Genomic DNA, 17,579 nt, shown 5'->3' on the forward strand with positions numbered 1-17,579 from the left:
GATCAGCACGTACAACAACCAGCAATGGGTGCTCGGCCGTCCCCGCGCGGTCGACGTCTCGCTTCGTGCCAGCTTTTAACGCCCTCAGGCGGCCGGCGCTTGGCAAGACTGCCCGGCGCTGGCTGTACCTCGTTCATCGCTGGATCGGCATCGCCAGCTGCCTGTTCTTCGCCATGTGGTTTCTGTCCGGGCTGGTGATGGTCTACGTGCCTTATCCCTCCCTCTCGCCAGCCGATAAGCTGGCTGGGAGCGAGGCGATCGACTGGGCAGCAGTGAACGTGCCGCCCCCGCTGGACGGCGGACGGCTATCGCAGGAGCTGTTCCTCGAGATGCGCGACGGCGCGCCTGTCTGGCGCGTGACCGGGTGGGATGGAACGCACACCACTCTCGCCGCCAGTCGCGGTACCGTCCTGCGGCCAGTCGATGCTCGTTACGCCGGTCGGGTCGCTGGCCGCTTTGCCAACGCACCGACGAGGCACGTAGAACGGCTGACCCGGGATCAGTGGACGGTTGCTGGCGGCTTCGATCGACACCGTCCACTTTGGAAGGTTGCGCTTGCCGACGCGTCCGGCACGGAGGCCTATGTGTCGTCGAATACGGGCGCCGTCTTTCAAGTGACCACCCGTCGCGAGCGGTTCTGGAATTGGCTCGGCTCGGTGCCGCACTGGCTCTATCCGACGGTTCTAAGACAGGATCAAAGGGCTTGGCGTCAGGTCGTGCTATGGGTGTCTGGTCCCTGCATCGCCGCGGCGGTCGCGGGGATGTGGATCGGCATCCTGCGGACCCGCATCGGCGCACGGCGCTTCAAAGGCGGGCGAATGACACCCTACAACGGCTGGATGCTCTGGCATCATGTCGCGGGGCTGGTGGGTGGTGCTTTCCTAGTCGCCTGGATCTTTAGCGGTTGGCTGTCGGTCGATCCCGGCCATCTGTTTCGCGGGACGAAGCCAGACGATGCGGCGATGCGGATCTATCAGGCCTCTGATCCGATGCCGGACCTAGCACTCGACCGGCTCCGCATAGCAGGCGAGGGTGCGGTGATAGCGCAGTTGACTCACCATGCGGGAACCCCCCTCGTCCTGCTGTCCTATCACGACGGGCGGCGAGTAGTGTTGAATGCGGTCACACTCGCGCCATCCCAAGCTACAGAGGTGGCCATCGTGAGGGCCGTACGTCATCTGGAGAGCTCCGCGCCGCTACTCTCGGTCGATTGCCTGACGGCGCCCGATGCATACTGGTATGCGGTCGGGATGCTACCGCGTCTACCAGTGTTGCGGCTGCGTTTTGCCGATCCGGCACAGACTTGGTTCTATGTCGATCCCGCTACCGGGGAAGTTCTCCGGACGGTCGATGAACGACAGAGGGTGTACCGCTGGGTATTCAACCTCCTCCACAGATGGGATCTGAACACGCTGACATTGCACCGGCCGGCCTGGGATGGACTGATCTGGCTGTTCTCGATCGCCGGTGTTGTGACGTCGATAAGTGGTATCTGGCTTGGGTGGAAAAGGCTAGCACGGTAGCGGTTTTTGTAGCCAGCTTCCCGGAAACCATTCAGCGGCTGCGGCTGCCGTCCAAAATCACCCGTTTGTCGTACAGCCGTATTAGCGACCGGGTTTTCCACACATCTGACCGCTGAACGGCAATAATTGGTGGGATGCAGACCGTCCGCTATTGGGGAGGCAGATGGCGTGCGCGGACGTTCGTTCGGTAGGCAGGGCAAGAGCCGATCGGCCAATTTTTGATTGATTTGCGCCAGTCCGCTTTACAGCTAAGTTAGTGCTTTGATGCCGAGGTAGACGATTATGAGCCTCACTGTCGCATTACTGGCTGCTACCGCTCCTATTATGGTGATGTCGAACGTCGAAACGCCAGCCGTAGTTGTCCAACGTCTATTGGAAGCAAGTGCGAAGGAGGATTGGCCCACCGTACTCGCTATGCTGACAGCTGATGCTCAGCTTGGAATGGGTGATGTTGGCGGCCCACTTAATAAAGAGACTGTATCGATCCTAGGTGTACTAGAAAAGAATGGTTGCCGCATAACCAGCACGCACGAAACGGATCAACGGGATCGAGTTCAATCAGACATTCGCTTTGTCGATGTTAAGCGCATGTGTCCGTATGGCTCTGCGTCAGACCGATCCGGCGAGCACGAACTAATTTGTACGTATTTTGTAAAAGGGGAAAAAATAGCCGGTTTTTATCTTCACCTTAAAGCAGCACCACCACCCCCATAGTAGACTGAGCAATGGCGGGGCGCGTTTTGTACGCGACTGGTGGCTAGCGGAATCAGGCAAAGTCGATCTCATACGCCTCCCGTTACCCAAACGAGTTGATACGGCCACAAGGCCATCGACGAAATGCTGACTGCAATTAGGAACCATCCAGATCGTCTCACGCGTCGAGCGAACAATCCGCCCGCCACGATAAGTGCAGAAAGAACAAGCGTAGGCACCCCTACGGCCTGTAACTGATCGAAGGCTCCCATACACGCGGAGGAACACTGCGAATTATTGTTCAGGGTGCTGATGGTGATCGCGGTAAGCACCAGCCACGGCAGACTTGCCGTCAAGGGCAGAAGGTTTCCCCAGCGCATCGCCGGAGATTAGGGGCGATGTCGAATGTCCGCAATTGGGCGAAAGCGGTTATTCGATGCGATCGACTCCGGAACGTCCAGAACTGGTGGTTAGCGGACGTTCCCAACAAGCCAGCGCGGTGCTTTCTGTTGCGGGTCCACAACGCGGGTAAGCCGAACGCTTGGCCTCCCGATCGCGGTCTCTTCTACTTTTCCCTCCACCAAAGCTCGTAGAAGAGACGTTCGGGTGGAACGCTGAAATCTGCGCCCCTGTAGCCGGGAAGAGTCACACCCTCCGGCAGATCGGCGGTAACTCCTTCGTCGCAGCCGACCAGGAAGATCATCGATCGTGTATCGTATCCGGCGAGGATGAAGACACTGCCGTGGAAGCCCTCGCCCTGCTTAAAATCCGCTGCACGCCAACATGGCGGCACCTCTCTGATCGTTGATGCGCAGGCACTCAGTACAGCAAAAGCGATCAAAGCGTGAACGGATCGGTAAAGGATCATTTGGGCGACTATACGCCGGGCGTGAATGTCCGCAATTGGGCTTTTTTGGACGTTTGTTGGGAGTTGTGGTAACGCTCAACCCGCCTCCGAGAATGAGATGTCATCTCGTACGGCGTGGTTTCTTCTTTTTAAGGTGCAGCCGGAACGTCTGCTTTCTTTTTCTCGGCTTAGCCGTAGCTCTACGAGTATGTTAACACTTTTGAAATTGATAGCGGTAATACCCCCGATCGCGTCTCGATCAATGCATGGTCAGGAACGGTGATCCAGCCTTCTTCCGTTATCAGTCGATTACCATAGCCTGACGGCTGCAATCGAACGGGCAACCCCAAAAACTTCTCGATGGAGTCGGGGTAATATCCCAATACGGCTTCGGTATCGATGGCAAGCCGAACGACAAACTCGGCGTCCAAAGACCAGCTGATGGGTCGCTGATTTGTAGCGCCTGCTTTAGCAAAACACCTTTGTAAGGCATGTCTCGGGGTCAAGAAAAGGGATCCATCGCTGTTACGTTAACATCGTACTAGATATCGCGTATGTATGCCTAATCGGCCCAGCGAAGCTGTCGCGTTGCGGGTGTCATTTCTGCCAGCTCACGGTAACTTGCGGCCATGCCACGATGAATGTTAGCAATTTTCGGATCTTCAGCCAACTCCGCTAATTTAGCGGCGTCAGAAGCGCGCTGTGCGTAATATGCGCGTTCGTTTACCTCAGGCATGGTTTCGCTCCATGGCAAGCGGACATGTCGACCACGTCCATCCCTACCGTGCTTCAGACTAGTCGTAGAGATCGATTGGTTATGGCAGTTATGATGCGAGATCTCAATATATGCGTCATTAAGCCTCAGGAAGCGGCCGGTTTCGCTCGTTGCTGCGAGTTGTGATAACGCGCAACCCGCCTCTGCGAATAAGACATCCCTCGTACGGCGCGGTTTCACCTTACCTAACGCAAGGCCGGAACGTCTGCTTTTGGGTGGAAAAGCGACAGTCTGCTCCTAGCGGCGAATTGGAGAAAGCGGACGTCGCGCGGCCAGTGTGGTATGCCTGCGATCTAACTACTGAGCGAGGCACGCAATGCCAGTAAAGGATCTCGTCGGTCCGCCCCTTCCTACCTCGGAAGACAAGGCGCTGCTAATCGAACTACATAGGCGTCTCGGTATGCCGTCACAAAGACGGCCGGGATATGGTGACGAAGGCGGGCTCGAACCCGCGCCAGCGCCTTTCGGTCCAAAGCCTGCTCCTATTACAGGCGGCGCAGCAGTAGAATTTGAATGACCGCTCCCGATGCGGTCGCCAGCCTTTAAATGGCCGAGATTGGGCGGGAACGGCCCGGCAGCTTTTTTGCGCCGCGTCCTGTCAGAAAACACATGATTTCCGACGGCACCCCCGTGGCCACTGACGCAGCCATTAATTGAGGCTCAGCCTGGGCGACAAACCGTGTCGCTTTGCCCGAGTAGGCGTAAACCCGATTTCGGAGGTTTTCCGTCACTATCGATCGTTAGCGTGTAACTGGCTCCGTTCTGTGCACCGCCCCCTGTCTCCGACAACGACATCAATCTTATTTTGCACGACGAAACAGCCGGCGACACGAAGGTCGTTCAGCGGGCCGCGGCATCGACTGGGACGGCGCTACCTGATTCTTGAATCGTCGAGTTTAACCCGGACGTATTTTGGGATGACGAAGCGGTGAGCAGCCGGAGTGTCGTTGAAAGCACGAACTTTTGGTGCCACTCGCGCTATTCTCCCCAGCCCGGCGACTGACGGAATCACAAAAACCCCTCTCCAGCATGTTCGCGAAATCGCTCATGATCGCGGACATACTCGGCGACCATATCGATCGAGGCATGCCGGCTATGCTCACGCATCTTGAACAGATTGGCATTCTGCCGCCCCGCCTCCGTCAGGAACCCAGCTCGCAACGAGTGCCCAGAGAATAAGGCTGCCGGATAGCCCGCGGATCGGGCAGCGGCTTTCACGACAAGTGCCACACCCTGCGCGCTCATCGGCTGCTCGGTGAGCCGCCCTTGCGGGGTCAGCTTGCGAAACACCGGACCGCTGTCGATCGCGGCTTTCTCCAGCCAGGCACGATAATGCCGCACCGGCTCGAGGCGCCGGCCATCGGGAATGGCGACGCTATGCCCCCTGCCCTCCTGGTTGGTCTTCGACGTCGGCACGCGGACCAGCAGACCGCGTGTATCGTCCGACACCCGGCCGACGGTAATCGCCACCAACTCGGAGCGACGAAACGCCCCGGCCATCCCGATCGCCAACAGGGCCCGGTCACGGTACGACCGAAGATCCCCGCCATCGATCGTCCGCAGCATGTCACGCAACACGTCACCATCCGCAGGGCGCTTCTTACCCGACGGATCGTCGCGCTTGTCGCGCCGGATGGCACGCATGGCTTTTTCCAGCCGCGCGCCGTCTGGCTGTTGCGTCGGCGGATCGAACCCCGCTGCGCGGTGCGCAAAGACGATTGCCGATAGCCGTCGACCGATCGTTGAACGCCCGAGCGGCTTCGCCAAAGCCTCGCGCCCTCCCCGCGCCCGACGCGGCGTCCGTGGCGCAAACCCGCGCTCAGCCAGTAAGGTCAGGAAGGCGGCGACGATCGCCGGCGTCGCGGGCAGCGATTGATATCCGCTTTCCTCGCACCAGGCGCAAAAGAGCCGCCAGTCGGATTGGTAGGCGCGCAGCGTCGCTTCCGCCGACGCGCGAGCGACATAGCCATCGACCCGCTCGCGATCATCCGGTGCGAGATCGGGTAGGTATGTGGCGAGCGCGCTGACTTGATCGGCCACGACGAGGTCGCCGACCGGGCTCATGTCATTTTCGGCATCGTGTGACACATCGGTTCGCTCGATCATTAAAATGGGCCCGATGCCATATTTCGTGGCTCCTGACTGGTACGCGCTCGCCAAAATCCACGCTACACGTTTCTAGCGGGAATGGGGTTTATCGCTAGAATTATTTGCCGGATAATCCGCGCTTGTGATTTTATCCCGACAATCCAACTTTCACGATTTTGCCTGATTTTGCGTTTTATATGTTACTTGACGGTTATCCGTACTTTCCCTATTTGATCGATATCGGCTTTAAGCCGGTAGTGCTTCTACCACGATCCGCGCATGCAGGCTGAGCCCGCATTCGCGACCGAGCCCCCCGCGTACAGGCAGCAGCCTGCATGCGATCGAGATCCCGCCCCGCAAGGCAGCAGCCTGCAAAGCATTCAGCACAGGAACACCCGCTCATGGCGACGAGCATGGAAATCGTACCCTCGGGCGAATTGCAAAAGCAGTTCGGCCGCTATTCCGACGAGGCGATGATCCGCCCGGTCGGCGTTAGTCGGAACGGCCGCGTGCGCTTCGTCATGGTCCCCGTCGATGAATACGAACGCCTGCGCCGTCGTGAACGGATCGCAGGCCGCGTGGAGGATCTTGATGACGAAACCCTCGAAGCCATCCGCGGCGTCGAACCCGGCCGCGGCGCCCAAGACGCCGAAAAAAGGCTCAACCCCGCCGCAACCGGGTGAAGTCCTCAACTACAGCTACTTGTGGGAATACGAGTACGTTAAAGGCCGGGATGAAGGTCTAAAGGACCGGCCCGTTGCCGTTGTTCTGGTGACTCGTCAGAAGGACGGGATCGACCAGGTGCACGTCGTGCCGCTGACCACGAAAGCCCCTACCCGCGATCAGTTGGCGATCGAAGTGCCCGACGCCATTCGGCGTGATCTCGGCCTGTCGGGCGATAGGTCGTGGATCATCATCACTGAGTGGAACCGGTTTGCCTGGCCCGGCTACGACATCCGACCGATTCCGGGGCGCGAGCCCGCTGTCAGTTATGGCTACCTACCAGCAAGCTTCTTTCGGCGGGTCCGTGATGCGATCGTGGCTGCTGGCATCGGCCGTCCGGTGGATCGCGACTGACACAACCGGCATCGATCGAAATCAAACGTCGATCGCCCTCGGACTTCGTGCTTTCGACGACACTGAGAGTTGCGATTAGGGAAGTGATGTCGGTCGGAGAGTCTATGCGTAAGCCTCTCCGGACAGACGCCCCGTCGCGCGCAAAAGCGCGGCTTGGGCGATCAGAACATCGCTGCGGCTGCGCGCAACGGCGAGCTGCGCGGCACGGAAGCTCTGGTCAGCAACAAGGATGTCGATCGTTGAGCGTAAACCGTAGCTATATTCAGCGCGTACACCCTTGAGTGCAAGGTCGGCAGCAGCCAACCCATCTACGTTCGCTTTCAGTCGGGCACGCGCGGCAATGAGCGTCGCCCAGGCGGCATCTGCACCGCGTATCGCTTCCCGCGCAGCGGCATCGATCTGAAATCGCTCGGCGCGGTACGTCGCTTCTGCCTGCCTCACCCGCGAAGACACCAGCCCGCCGGTCAGCAGTGGCACCCGAAGTGCCAGCCCCGCAGAGGCCGCGGCCTCATAACCTCGAACGCGCTCGTCGGCTATCCGACCACCATAGCCATAAGCGCCGTTTAGCGCCAGGAACGGCGCGCGTTCGGCTCGCTCTCGACCGATTCGCGCCGCTGCTGCATCGGCGACGCGGCGCTGCTGGAGCAGAAGCGGATTACGAGCCTGCGCGGCCTCGCGCGCCGTTTCCAAGTTCGTTGGTAGCGCCGTCGGCGGCGGAGTTTCGGTGGACAGTACGTCTGCCGACTGCCCGACGATCGAGCGATATGCCGCAGCCACGGTCGCGAGGGTTCCTTCCGCATCAGCCATGTTAGCGACAACGCTTGAGCGTTGCGCCTCAAGCTGGGCAACGTCGGTGCGGGTCGCCTGGCCCAGCCCGAAGCGCGAACGCGCCTCGGCGACCTGGGCGTCGAGCCGCTCAATGCCTACCCGCGCCACCTCCACCGCCTGCTGGTTGTAAAGCAGGTCCGCGTAGGCGGCGACAACGCTCTCAAGGATCGCCGCCTCCGTATCACGCAGACCCTCGGCCCCGGCCGCCACGTCGTTGTTCGCCGCGCGTACCGCTGAGGATACTCGGCCCCCGGTCCAAACGGGCAGTGTAGCGCCTACACTCACCGTGCCGGCGCGACCGACGCCGAGCCGGTCATAACCCGCCGTGGCACCGCCATCAGCGGACGGTCGACCGAGGGCGCGCGCCTGTTCAGGCGCCTCCGCCAGCGCTTCCTGCCGAGCACGAGCTGCTGCAAGCTCAGGGTTGGAGGCATAAGCCGTGGCGACCGCCTCGCGCAGCGTCTCTCCGCAGGCTGGAGTCGCCAGAACCAGTCCTGCAGCAATTAAGGGCCACTTATTCATGGCGCAACGCCCAAGCCGGCGCGGCGCGACTGGCGCGCAACGATTGGGCGAGTACCGTCAGCACAGCGATGACAATCGCGAGGACGCTCGCCCCGATAAAATAAAGCGGTGACAGCGTGATCCGATCTTCGAACCCCGCAAGCCAAGTCCGCATCGCGACGAAGGCGAGCGGCCATGCGACCAGATTGGCGATCATCACGGGGCGCAGGAACTGGCCGACCAGCAGCCTGACGATGTCGGCGGACGACGCACCTAGCGTTTTGCGGATGCCGATCTCTTTGATCCGCCGGGCCGTGTTGAATGAGGCAAGACCCCACAGCCCGACGCAGCCGATCAGCACCGCCAGCCCCGCGCCGATGGCGAACAGTCGGGTCGCGCGATCATCGTCCTCGTAGAACTCTCCCAGCCACTTGTCGGCAGTGTCGCCGTCAAACGGAACCTGCGGTACCATCCGCTGCCAGATGCTGCGCACAGCTGCCACCATTGCGTGCGGATCGCCCGTGTAGCGGATCGACGCCACCGCTGTACCAGCCTTCTCCGGCTGTCGAGAGTAGACGTAGTAGGTCGCGCTATTGGGTTCGCGTGGGCCGAAGAATTGCATGTCGTCGATGACGCCGATGATCGTTCGCGGACGGTCGCCGCCTACGGTCTTGCCGATCGCATCCTGCGCTGAGCGGAAGCCGAGCGTCGGTATAGCGCGGCGATTGATAACAATGTTGATCGGTGCGCCTTTACCGAGCGGCTTCGAGTCATCGGCTCCGTGTGCGTCGTCGAACACCCGCCCCGCAATCAGTCGACTGGCGTACACATCGAAGAAACGCGGACCGACAACGACCCAGCGCAATGACGGACCAGGTCCGACTACGCCTGGCAGCGGTACGTTATCGCTGTTATTCTCCCCACTGCCGCCCACCGCGCTGTTGCCGACAGTAACATCGTTCACTGCGGGTATCGCCCGGATCGCCGCGACGACCGCACTCTTCTGTGCCGGATCGATCAGACTATCGGCCAAAGAGCGGACCACCAAGAGTCCGTCGCGCTTGAAGCCCAGATCGGTCTGGCGGACGTGCCTGGTCTGCGAAACCAGTACGAAGGTGCCGATGGTAAAAGCGATGGCGAGGCCGAACTGAAGCACCACTAGCGCCTCACGAATACGGTTGCCGGCCCGCCCGCCACCCGGCGCACGCGCCGAAGCGAGCACGGTGGCGGCTGGAAAACGCGACAGCAGTATCGCCGGATAGGAGCCAGCGGCGATGCCCACGAGCACCACCAGCGCGACTAGCGCCGGCGCGACCAGCGCGTAAGGGATCGTCAAAGACAATCCGCCCGCCGCGTTAACGAGCGGCAGGCTGAGTTCCGCGAGCATCAGGCCGATGATGGCGGCGATTGCAACCGTCAGAATCGCCTCGCCGAGGAACTGGCCGACCAGCGCGCGCCGGTCGGCGCCAAGCACCTTGCGCATCGCGACCTCGCGAGCGCGCAGTCCGGCGCGGGCGGTCGCGAGGTTCACGTAGTTGACGATCGCGATCAGCAAGGTGAGCAACCCGACCACGCCCAGCGTCGTGACCGTCATATTTCGGCTCGCACTCTGCGTCCCCTGGGGTTCGAGATGCATCCTCGCGATCGGGAGCAATTTGAGCTGTTGCGTCCTCGAGGCGTCCTTGCCCATGTCCTTCAGCCCGCGACGATCGACGAACGCTCCAAGCTTCTGCTGGAACGCTTGTGCCGTGGCCGGTGTGTCGAAGCGGAGAAAGGTCTGTAGGGAGGAGCTTCCCCAATGAAACCAGGTTTCCGATGGCGGCGTCCGCGGAAGCGGGATCAGGATGGAAAAGTTAAGGTCGCTGTTCTTGGGGAGGTCGCGGAAGACCCCCGCGACGCGATAGGCGTCGGAGCTGTCCATCCCGACCGTCAAGGTCTGACCGACCGGGTCGCTAGCTCCGAAATATCTGCGGGCAGCACTTTCGCTGATGATTGTGTTTGTCGGTGTGCGTAGCGCATCGCGCCCGTTGCCGCGCGACATCGGCAGGTCGAACACTTCGAAGAGGGACGGATCGACTTGAGCTACGTCGTCGGTAACCGCGATGCCCCCGCGCAAGACGTTGCCGGCACCCTTGCCGCCGCGTACCCGGGTGCCGACCGTGCCGGGGAAATCCTCGCGCATTTGATCAAGGAGGCCCCCCATCGTCCAGGGATAAGCACCATTAAACGGGCTTTCCGGAAGGTTCCATACGGTCTGCACCGCGTAGACTCCGTTGTAACGCGGGAGCCATTTCTCATAGCTTGTCTCGAACCGGACGTAGAGGGCGAGAACTAGGAATACCGCGATCCCCACCGCCAGTCCGCCGACGTTGAGCGCAGCGTAAAGCTTGTGGCGGGTCAGCGAGCGGTAGAGCGTCAGCAGGGCGAAGCGGTTCATCTGTCTCGTCCGTGTTTGAGAAAGGAAGGTCAGCCGCAGCGGACGATGGCGCTGCCACCCTTGCGAACGTCGCAGCGTGCACCGCCCGAAACGCGGATCATGCCCGAGCCACCCGCGCCGATCGTAGCGGTACGAGACGCCGTGGCGGTGACCGTGCCCGATCCGCCCAGATCCACCGTGACCGCCGACGTAGCCAGCCCACGCGTATTGATGCTGCCCGAGCCGCTCATGTCGATCGCTACAGTGTTTGCGTGGCCGCTAGCGACGATCGATCCCGATCCGGACAGGTCGAACCGAGCAGTCCCGACGCGCAGGTCGGTCAGTACGATCCCGCCGGAACCCGAGATACTGGCAGCGAAGTCGCGGCGTTCGATCGCACCAGCGCGGATTTCACCCGACCCTGAGAGTAGCGCAGCCCGCAGCGACGGCATCGTAACGGTGATGCGCGCGCCCTTGTCACGCCACGTACCGGGGCGCCGGCCGACGCGCAGCGTTTCGCCGCGGACATCGATCGCTAGCGCGGCGATGGCGCGCGGATCGCCGGTCGCGACCACCGACACGGTCGACCCCTGAACTATCTGGATCGAGTCTGACGCGGTCAGCTCGACTGCATTGAACCCGCGGACGTTGAAGCGTTGCTCGCTGGATTGCGGCGAGGCCGGGGAGGAAGCGACGGCGAGCGTGAGGGCGGCGGCATGGGTAAGTCGGTTCATGATCGGTCCTTTCGGGTCAGAGGGCGCGGGCGACGGAGGTGACTATGCGGCCGTCGAGCATGTCGATCCGGCGCCGCGCCATGTCGGCGTGGCTAGGAGAGTGCGTGACCATCACGATCGTCGCCCCCTCCTGGTTGAGGCCGGTCAAGATGTTCATCACCTGCGCACCGTTTTCGGTATCAAGATTGCCGGTGGGCTCGTCCGCAAGGATCAGCTTCGGGTCGCCGACGATCGCGCGGGCGATGGCGGCACGCTGCTGCTGCCCGCCGGACAATTGGTGCGGGTAGTGACGCGCACGGTGAGCAATGCCGACCTTGTCCATCGCTGCCGCAACGCGCTGGCGGCGGTCGCCCGCCTTGTCTTTGCGATAGGCCAAACCAAGCTCGACATTTTCGGCGATCGTCAGCTCGTCGATCAGGTTGAAACTTTGGAACACGAAGCCCAGCGTGCTGCCGCGGAACTTCGCCAACTCCTTCTCGTCCAGGGCTGCCAGGTCTCGGTCACAGAACAGATATCGCCCCCCGGTCGGCCGATCGACGGTGCCGAGCATGTTGAGCAGTGTCGACTTGCCGCAGCCAGACGGGCCCATGATCGCGACAAACTCGCCAGCTCCGACGTGCAGGTCGATGTCGTGAAGCGCGGTGGTCTCGACCTCGTCGGAGACGTAGCGGCGCTGGATGCTCTCTAAACGGATCATGGAACGGCCCTTCAGCGGAGGTTGAGGATGTCGCCCTTCACGGACGAAGTGTTCGAGGTGGTAATGCGTTCGCCGGACGAGAGGCCGGACAGGATTTCGACCTGCTCGGGGTTGCGGCGACCGACCTTCACCACCCGACGGCGGGCATGGCGACCGTCGGCATCTAGGACGAAGGCCGAAGATCCGCTCCCCGCCTCTAGCCAGCCCCCCACGGGGGCAACCAGCGCTGGCGCGGTGCTGCCGAGCGTGATGCGGATATCAAGCGTCTGGCCGCGGTTGAGCCTGACGCGCGCGGCACTGTCGAACGTCAGCTCGACACGGAAGCGGCCATCCTTGACCGCAGGCAGCACCTTGCTGACCGTCAGCCGCGCACCATCGGCGATGGCGCGCTGCCCGACCGCCACGCGGCCGAGATAGAACTCGTCGACGTCCGCCTCCAACTTCCACGAGCCCTCGCTGTCGATCTGTCCCGCCGGGTCGCCGGGTTTTAGGGTTTGGCCGGGCTGGATCGTGAAGTTGGTCAGCCGCCCGCCGGTAGGTGCGCGCACGGTCAGCGCGTCGAGGCCGGCGCGTACCGCGGCTAGGTTGCCCGACAGCCGTCCACGCGTATCTGCCAGCCGCGCGGCTTGTGTCGCGGTGATCCGCGCCTCCGCCGCACCGCCCGATTGCAGCTGCGCCACGCGCTTTTCCTGATAAGCAGTTTCTTCTGCAAAGCTCTTCACACCAGCGTCGGATACAAAGCCCTGGTCGTGCAACTGCTGGCGAATGCCGAGTTCGCGGCGCGCCTTGATGAGGTCGTAATTGGCCTGCGCGATCTGGCCCGCACGGTCCAGGCGGTTGCGCTCGATACCCAGATCCTGACCAGACACGTCGCCGAGCTGCCCGGCGATCTGTGCCTCGCGTGTCAGAACATCGAGCTTGAGCGTCGGATTGGCAAGGCGAGCAATTGGCTGACCGGTGGCCACCATCGCACCGTCCTGCACTAGTAGCGTCTCGACCTGCCCCCCCGACAACACGCCGACCAGCGTGGTGACGCGCGGCGCTACAGTGGCGCGCACGGGGAGGTAATCGGCGAACGGCGCGCGGATGACTGTGCCGATCTCAACGTCGGCGAGCTCGATGTCAGTCGATCCGCTCGCCGGCAGGAAACGCCACAGCATCAACGCGACAATTACCACCGAGATGGAGATCAGCACTGTCCGGCGCCGCCACCACGGCGTCGCCTTTCTCGCCACCCTGCGATCCATGCTGGCACCGGGAGAGGTGGTTGCGTGTACGGGCTGTTCGGTCATCATGCGGACAGTGTCGCGCAAGAATGCCGAAATGCCGAAAAGGCCCAATTACAATGACTAAGCAGAACATCCCATCGTCCGTGCTGTCCGACCCCGGACACGCTGTCCGCCAGCGGACAGAAAACTATGTGTCAAGCGGTGCAACGATTCTACTCGTCGACGATAATCCGGAGGTTGCGCGCGCGATCGCGCTGGCGTTCGATTGCGCTGGGCACGCAGTCGACGTAGCAGGCGGACCGGAAGAGGCGTTTTCGATGCTGGCACAGCGGCGCTTCGATGCGATCCTGCTCGATCTGAACTTTACGCAAGGGCAAACCAGCGGCGCGGAGGGATTCGCTTGCCTTGCGCGCATCGTTGCCGACGATCCCGCCGCGGCCGTGGTCGTCATCACGGCACACAGCGGCATCCGTATTGCTGTCGCTGCAATGCAGGCGGGCGCGGTGGACTTCGTGATGAAGCCGTGGCGCAACGACGACCTGATCGCGCGCGTCGAGGCCGCGATCGCCAAGCACCTACGACCCGTCGCCGGTGCGGCCGCCATCCCCACCACGCCCCACCGGCTGCTTGGCGACAGTCCGCCCATTCTCGCCGCACGTGACCTCATCCGCCGCATCGCACCGACGTCCGCGAGCGTGCTCATCGAGGGCCCCGCCGGCAGCGGCCGCAACCTTGCTGCCACGCAGATCCACGAGAGCTCTCCTCATGCTGAGGTTGCGATTGTAACGATCGACGTGCCCGACGAGGGGGCGTGGTCGCGCATGGACGGGATCACCGGCACGCTGATACTACGCGATCCGGATCGTTTGGATGCCGTAGCACAGACACGGCTGCTCGACCGTTTGCCGGACAACCTGCGCACGATCAGCATCGTCGAGGATGCCGCTCGCTTGTCTTCTCGACTGCGGGCGCGGCTCGCCACGATCGTCCTAGCACTACCGCCCCTTGCCGCGCGCGGGGATGACGCGCTGCTGCTCGCGCGGCATTTTGCGCGCATCGCGGCCGAACGTTACGGTAAGATCGCCCCACCCTTCACCGCATCTGCCGAGGGGCTCATCCTGTCGACGCAGTGGACCGACGAAGTGCGCGGGCTCGCTCAGGCGGTCGAGCGTGCGGTGTTACTTGATGACGACGGCGTTATCGATGGAAGTGCGCTGGCACCCACCCTAGTCCGGACGATTGCCAACGCAGCGCCCGACCCGGCAGCACCTCTCGACGTGTCGCTGTCCGCGTCAGAGCGCGTGATGATTGAGGCCGCGCTGCGCCAGTATCATCACAATGTCAGCCACGCCGCGAATGCACTTGGGCTTACCCGGCAAGCCTTGTACCGCCGGATGACCCGCTATGGTCTCTGACCGGGCACTCAACCCCCGTGGTCTGGGCGCCATCGCCGCTGCAACAGGGTTGATCGCTGCGGGAGGTCTCACCGTCTGGGCACTGCGTTACGGGTTTTACGGCACGATGGTGTTCGGTGTCCTGTCGGCGATCTGGCTTACAACGCTACTGTGGTGGAGCGCTAGCGAACCACGCGATACCGCAGCCGTAGCAACCGGCGAGCGAAACGAAGAACACGAGGACGAGCGGCTCATGCTGCGCACTCTCCTTGACCAAGCGCCCGGGGCGCTGCTCGCGATTGAAGGGACGCGTGTTCGTGCGCTCAACCGTGCCGCACGGTTGCTGTTCGCGACCGACGATCTCGTCCTGCCAGCGCCCGCCCCACTGCTGTCCGGCGACGCGGCGCGGCTCCGCCATGACGGACGAAGCTGGCGTATCGATCGCGTCGCCGTCCAGGGTGCTGTGCCGGGCATGCTGATTGCGTTGATCGACGTCGAGGCCCAGGAACATGCCGCTGAGGCACGAGCCACCCGCGACCTGCTGCGAGTCCTGGGCCACGAGGTAATGAACGCAATGGCACCCATTGCTTCGCTCGCCGAGACCGCGCTCGCGGTACTGGCGGTGCCCGAGCGGCGTGACCGGCTCCTACCCGAGATCCTTGGTACGCTAGCCCGCCGGGCCGATGGCCTGCGCCGGTTCACCGAAGCCTATCGCCAGGTAGCACGACTGCCCGAACCTACACTTGCCCCGGTTTCCGTCGCCGACCTCTTCGCCGATCTCGCGCGGCTCTTCGACGGACAGTGGCACGGGGAAGCGCGGCTAACGATCGCGGAGGTGGGCAGCCTGATCGTTTCGCTTGATCGCAGCCAGATGGTGCAGGCAATGCTGGCGCTGCTGCACAACGGCGTCGAAGCGACGACTGTAACAGATTTACCGCCGATGGTGCGACTGTCTGCTACGGTATCGACGGATCGCCTGACCTTTCATGTCGCCGACGACGGCCCCGGCATCGACCCCGCCCATCACGCATCGATCTTCCTGCCCTTTTTCACTACGAAGGCCGACGGCAACGGAATCGGGTTAGCCGCTGCGCGCCAGATAGCTCAAAGCCATGGTGGAGACGTGACGCTACGTGCTACTCGTCCAACGACTTTCGACCTTTCGGTGCCGCTCTGACATCATAAGCCAAGCGCTTTATCTCGGCTCAGAACCTATGCGAGAAGGCCTGCGCGTTGGACAAACCGCCGGCCGTTTGTCGCGGCCTCTTTTCCAAACAGGCGTTGTTTTCGAAACTTAGAGCTCAAGACACGGGAGAGCTTCTAGCTCCGCCCAGCAGCATGCATTGGCCTTGTCGCCAGCGCGGCATGTCACAGGGATTGATCAAGCTGCTATCGACGCGCAACGGTTACGAAGACGACCCAGAAACCGACATTCAGCGTACCTTCGGGCCTCCCAACTTCGGACGCTTGTTCATGTCCACTCGGACCAGTGATGAACAAGTCTTGTGATGTGACGGATCAACTGGACAGAGGCGGGGATGTTGCCAGCACGCTCCCCGCCACCATCTCATCCAATTATACGAAGGTTGGCGCCCAAGGCTCGATCGCCTGACCACCGAAAATTCGGGCGCGCGGCAAGGCAAAGATAAAATACGGATTGAGCATCGGCGGCGCGCCCACGGCATCGAGCCGTGCCTGCTGATCGGTACTGAAGACGATGTCCAGCGCGGCAATGTTTTCCAGCAGCTGCTCGGGCCGACTTGCGCCCACAAGGACCGAAGCAACACCGCCGCGCGCCGCGACCCAGGCGAGCGCGACCTGCGCCATCGGCCGACCGATTTCAGCGGCGATCACGCGCAATACGTCCACCACTCCGAAATTCTTTTCGGTGAACAGCATGCCGCCAAAGGGATTGTCGCCGTTCAGCCGGCCGTTGCTCCCGCTGGGCGCCGCGTCGCCGGCACGGTTGGGCAAACTGCCGGCCGGGCCGGCCTCGGAGATCTTGTCGCGGCCGTATTTCCCGGTGAGCATCCCCGCCGCCAAGGGACTCCAGGCGACGAGCCCCAACCCGAGCGCGTGCCCTGCGGGTATCACTTCTAGTTCGACGCCGCGGTCGATCAGCGAGTAGGAATATTGCAGGCCGATCGGCTCGGGCAGGCCATGGGCGCGCGCCAACGTCGCGATCTGCGCGGCGTACCAGGCAGGTGCATTGGAGAAACCGTAATAGAGGATGTCGCCGCGCCGCACCGCATCGGTCAGCGCGCGCAGCACTTCCTCGGGCGGGGTCGTGCGGTCCCAGACGTGCGTCCAGTACATGTCGATGAAGTCGGTGCCGAGCCGGCCGAGCGATCCTTCGATCCCGTCGCGGATGTTGCGTGCGGAATTGCCGCCGGCGAGCGGCGTTCCCTCGCTCCGCGGGAAGCCTGATTTGGTTGCGATCACCATCCGGTCGCGGTTTCCCCGCTCGGCGATGAAGCGGCCGAGCATCTCCTCGCTCTGCCCGCCGGAATAGACATCGGCCGTATCGGCAAAGTTACCGCCTGCCTCAATATAGGTGTCGAAAATCACCCGCGCAGTCGCTTCGTCCGCACCCCATCGTCCGGCGCCAAAGGTCATCGTGCCGAGCGCGAGCGGACTGACCGTCAGTCCCGAACGTCCGAGCGTGCGATAGGTGGTGAGGGTCATTGCTGTAGCTCCTTGGAAAGTGGACCTGAGAATAGTGCTTGTTTGCAGGGGGATTAGCCGTCATCGCCGACAAGGCCTTGTGAAAGATCTGC

At 62.4% G+C, this 17,579-nt stretch carries 15 protein-coding genes; 6 read left to right on the forward strand and 9 right to left on the reverse strand.

What is annotated here, in order from left to right:
- Together IFT87_RS17710 and IFT87_RS17715 are read left to right on the forward strand one after the other, a co-directional pair.
- Positions 1–1,523, forward strand: a 1,523-nt coding sequence (locus IFT87_RS17710; RefSeq protein ID WP_342211192.1) for a hypothetical protein, incomplete at its 5' end; no start/stop codon positions are given.
- A 282-nt stretch (positions 1,524–1,805) separates the two neighbouring features.
- Positions 1,806–2,237: a hypothetical protein gene (locus IFT87_RS17715; RefSeq protein WP_192191419.1), complete on the forward strand. Its 432-nt coding sequence runs from the start codon at positions 1,806–1,808 to the stop codon at positions 2,235–2,237.
- Positions 2,238–2,781: 544 nt separating this feature from the next.
- On the opposite strand, the gene IFT87_RS17720 is transcribed toward IFT87_RS17715, so the two are convergent.
- From IFT87_RS17720 to IFT87_RS17730, 3 genes are all read right to left on the reverse strand, one after another.
- Positions 2,782–3,084 (reverse strand): hypothetical protein, encoded by a 303-nt coding sequence (locus IFT87_RS17720; RefSeq protein ID WP_192191420.1) that lies wholly within the window; start codon positions 3,082–3,084, stop codon positions 2,782–2,784.
- Between the two features lie 541 nt (positions 3,085–3,625).
- Positions 3,626–3,799 (reverse strand): hypothetical protein, encoded by a 174-nt coding sequence (locus IFT87_RS17725; RefSeq protein WP_156363477.1) that lies wholly within the window; start codon positions 3,797–3,799, stop codon positions 3,626–3,628.
- A 1,047-nt stretch (positions 3,800–4,846) separates the two neighbouring features.
- The gene (locus tag IFT87_RS17730; protein WP_342211193.1) at positions 4,847–5,926 is read right to left on the reverse strand and encodes a site-specific integrase; all 1,080 of its coding nucleotides are present in this window, start codon (positions 5,924–5,926) and stop codon (positions 4,847–4,849) included.
- Positions 5,927–6,327: 401 nt separating this feature from the next.
- On the opposite strand from IFT87_RS17730, the gene IFT87_RS17735 reads away from it, so the two are divergent.
- Both IFT87_RS17735 and IFT87_RS17740 read left to right on the forward strand, forming a co-directional pair.
- Entirely contained in the window at positions 6,328–6,609 is a 282-nt protein-coding gene (locus tag IFT87_RS17735) for a type II toxin-antitoxin system Phd/YefM family antitoxin (RefSeq protein WP_056677420.1), read from the forward strand.
- Entirely contained in the window at positions 6,518–7,003 is a 486-nt protein-coding gene (locus tag IFT87_RS17740) for a hypothetical protein (RefSeq protein WP_249403437.1), read from the forward strand. Before IFT87_RS17735 ends, IFT87_RS17740 begins: the two co-directional genes overlap by 92 nt.
- A 102-nt stretch (positions 7,004–7,105) precedes the next feature.
- On the opposite strand, the gene IFT87_RS17745 is transcribed toward IFT87_RS17740, so the two are convergent.
- Genes IFT87_RS17745 through IFT87_RS17765 form a run of 5 tightly spaced genes read right to left on the reverse strand, consistent with a single transcriptional unit; the run spans position 7,106 to position 13,414 of the window.
- Positions 7,106–8,353: a TolC family outer membrane protein gene (locus IFT87_RS17745; RefSeq protein WP_192191422.1), complete on the reverse strand. Its 1,248-nt coding sequence runs from the start codon at positions 8,351–8,353 to the stop codon at positions 7,106–7,108.
- Positions 8,346–10,769, reverse strand: a complete 2,424-nt coding sequence (locus IFT87_RS17750) for an FtsX-like permease family protein (protein ID WP_192191423.1) — start codon at positions 10,767–10,769, stop codon at positions 8,346–8,348. The genes IFT87_RS17745 and IFT87_RS17750 overlap by 8 nt, the downstream gene beginning before the upstream one ends.
- A gap of 29 nt (positions 10,770–10,798) precedes the next feature.
- Complete coding sequence (locus tag IFT87_RS17755; RefSeq protein ID WP_192191424.1) at positions 10,799–11,482, reverse strand: head GIN domain-containing protein; 684 nt, start codon at positions 11,480–11,482, stop codon at positions 10,799–10,801.
- Positions 11,483–11,498: 16 nt separating this feature from the next.
- Positions 11,499–12,179 (reverse strand): ABC transporter ATP-binding protein, encoded by a 681-nt coding sequence (locus tag IFT87_RS17760; protein ID WP_192191425.1) that lies wholly within the window; start codon positions 12,177–12,179, stop codon positions 11,499–11,501.
- Between the two features lie 11 nt (positions 12,180–12,190).
- Positions 12,191–13,414, reverse strand: a complete 1,224-nt coding sequence (locus tag IFT87_RS17765) for an efflux RND transporter periplasmic adaptor subunit (RefSeq protein WP_236701715.1) — start codon at positions 13,412–13,414, stop codon at positions 12,191–12,193.
- A gap of 110 nt (positions 13,415–13,524) precedes the next feature.
- Here IFT87_RS17765 and IFT87_RS17770 point away from each other — a divergent pair, with 110 nt between their 5' ends.
- Together IFT87_RS17770 and IFT87_RS17775 are read left to right on the forward strand one after the other, a co-directional pair.
- Positions 13,525–14,823, forward strand: a complete 1,299-nt coding sequence (locus tag IFT87_RS17770) for a sigma-54-dependent transcriptional regulator (RefSeq protein ID WP_192191426.1) — start codon at positions 13,525–13,527, stop codon at positions 14,821–14,823.
- Positions 14,813–15,979: a sensor histidine kinase gene (locus tag IFT87_RS17775; protein WP_192191427.1), complete on the forward strand. Its 1,167-nt coding sequence runs from the start codon at positions 14,813–14,815 to the stop codon at positions 15,977–15,979. The genes IFT87_RS17770 and IFT87_RS17775 overlap by 11 nt, the downstream gene beginning before the upstream one ends.
- A gap of 398 nt (positions 15,980–16,377) precedes the next feature.
- On the opposite strand, the gene IFT87_RS17780 is transcribed toward IFT87_RS17775, so the two are convergent.
- The gene (locus IFT87_RS17780; RefSeq protein ID WP_192191428.1) at positions 16,378–17,487 is read right to left on the reverse strand and encodes an aldo/keto reductase; all 1,110 of its coding nucleotides are present in this window, start codon (positions 17,485–17,487) and stop codon (positions 16,378–16,380) included.
- Positions 17,488–17,579 lie beyond the last annotated feature (92 nt).

The sequence above is a fragment of the Sphingomonas sp. CFBP 8765 genome, assembly GCF_014841445.1.
Taxonomy (GTDB): domain Bacteria; phylum Pseudomonadota; class Alphaproteobacteria; order Sphingomonadales; family Sphingomonadaceae; genus Sphingomonas; species Sphingomonas aerolata.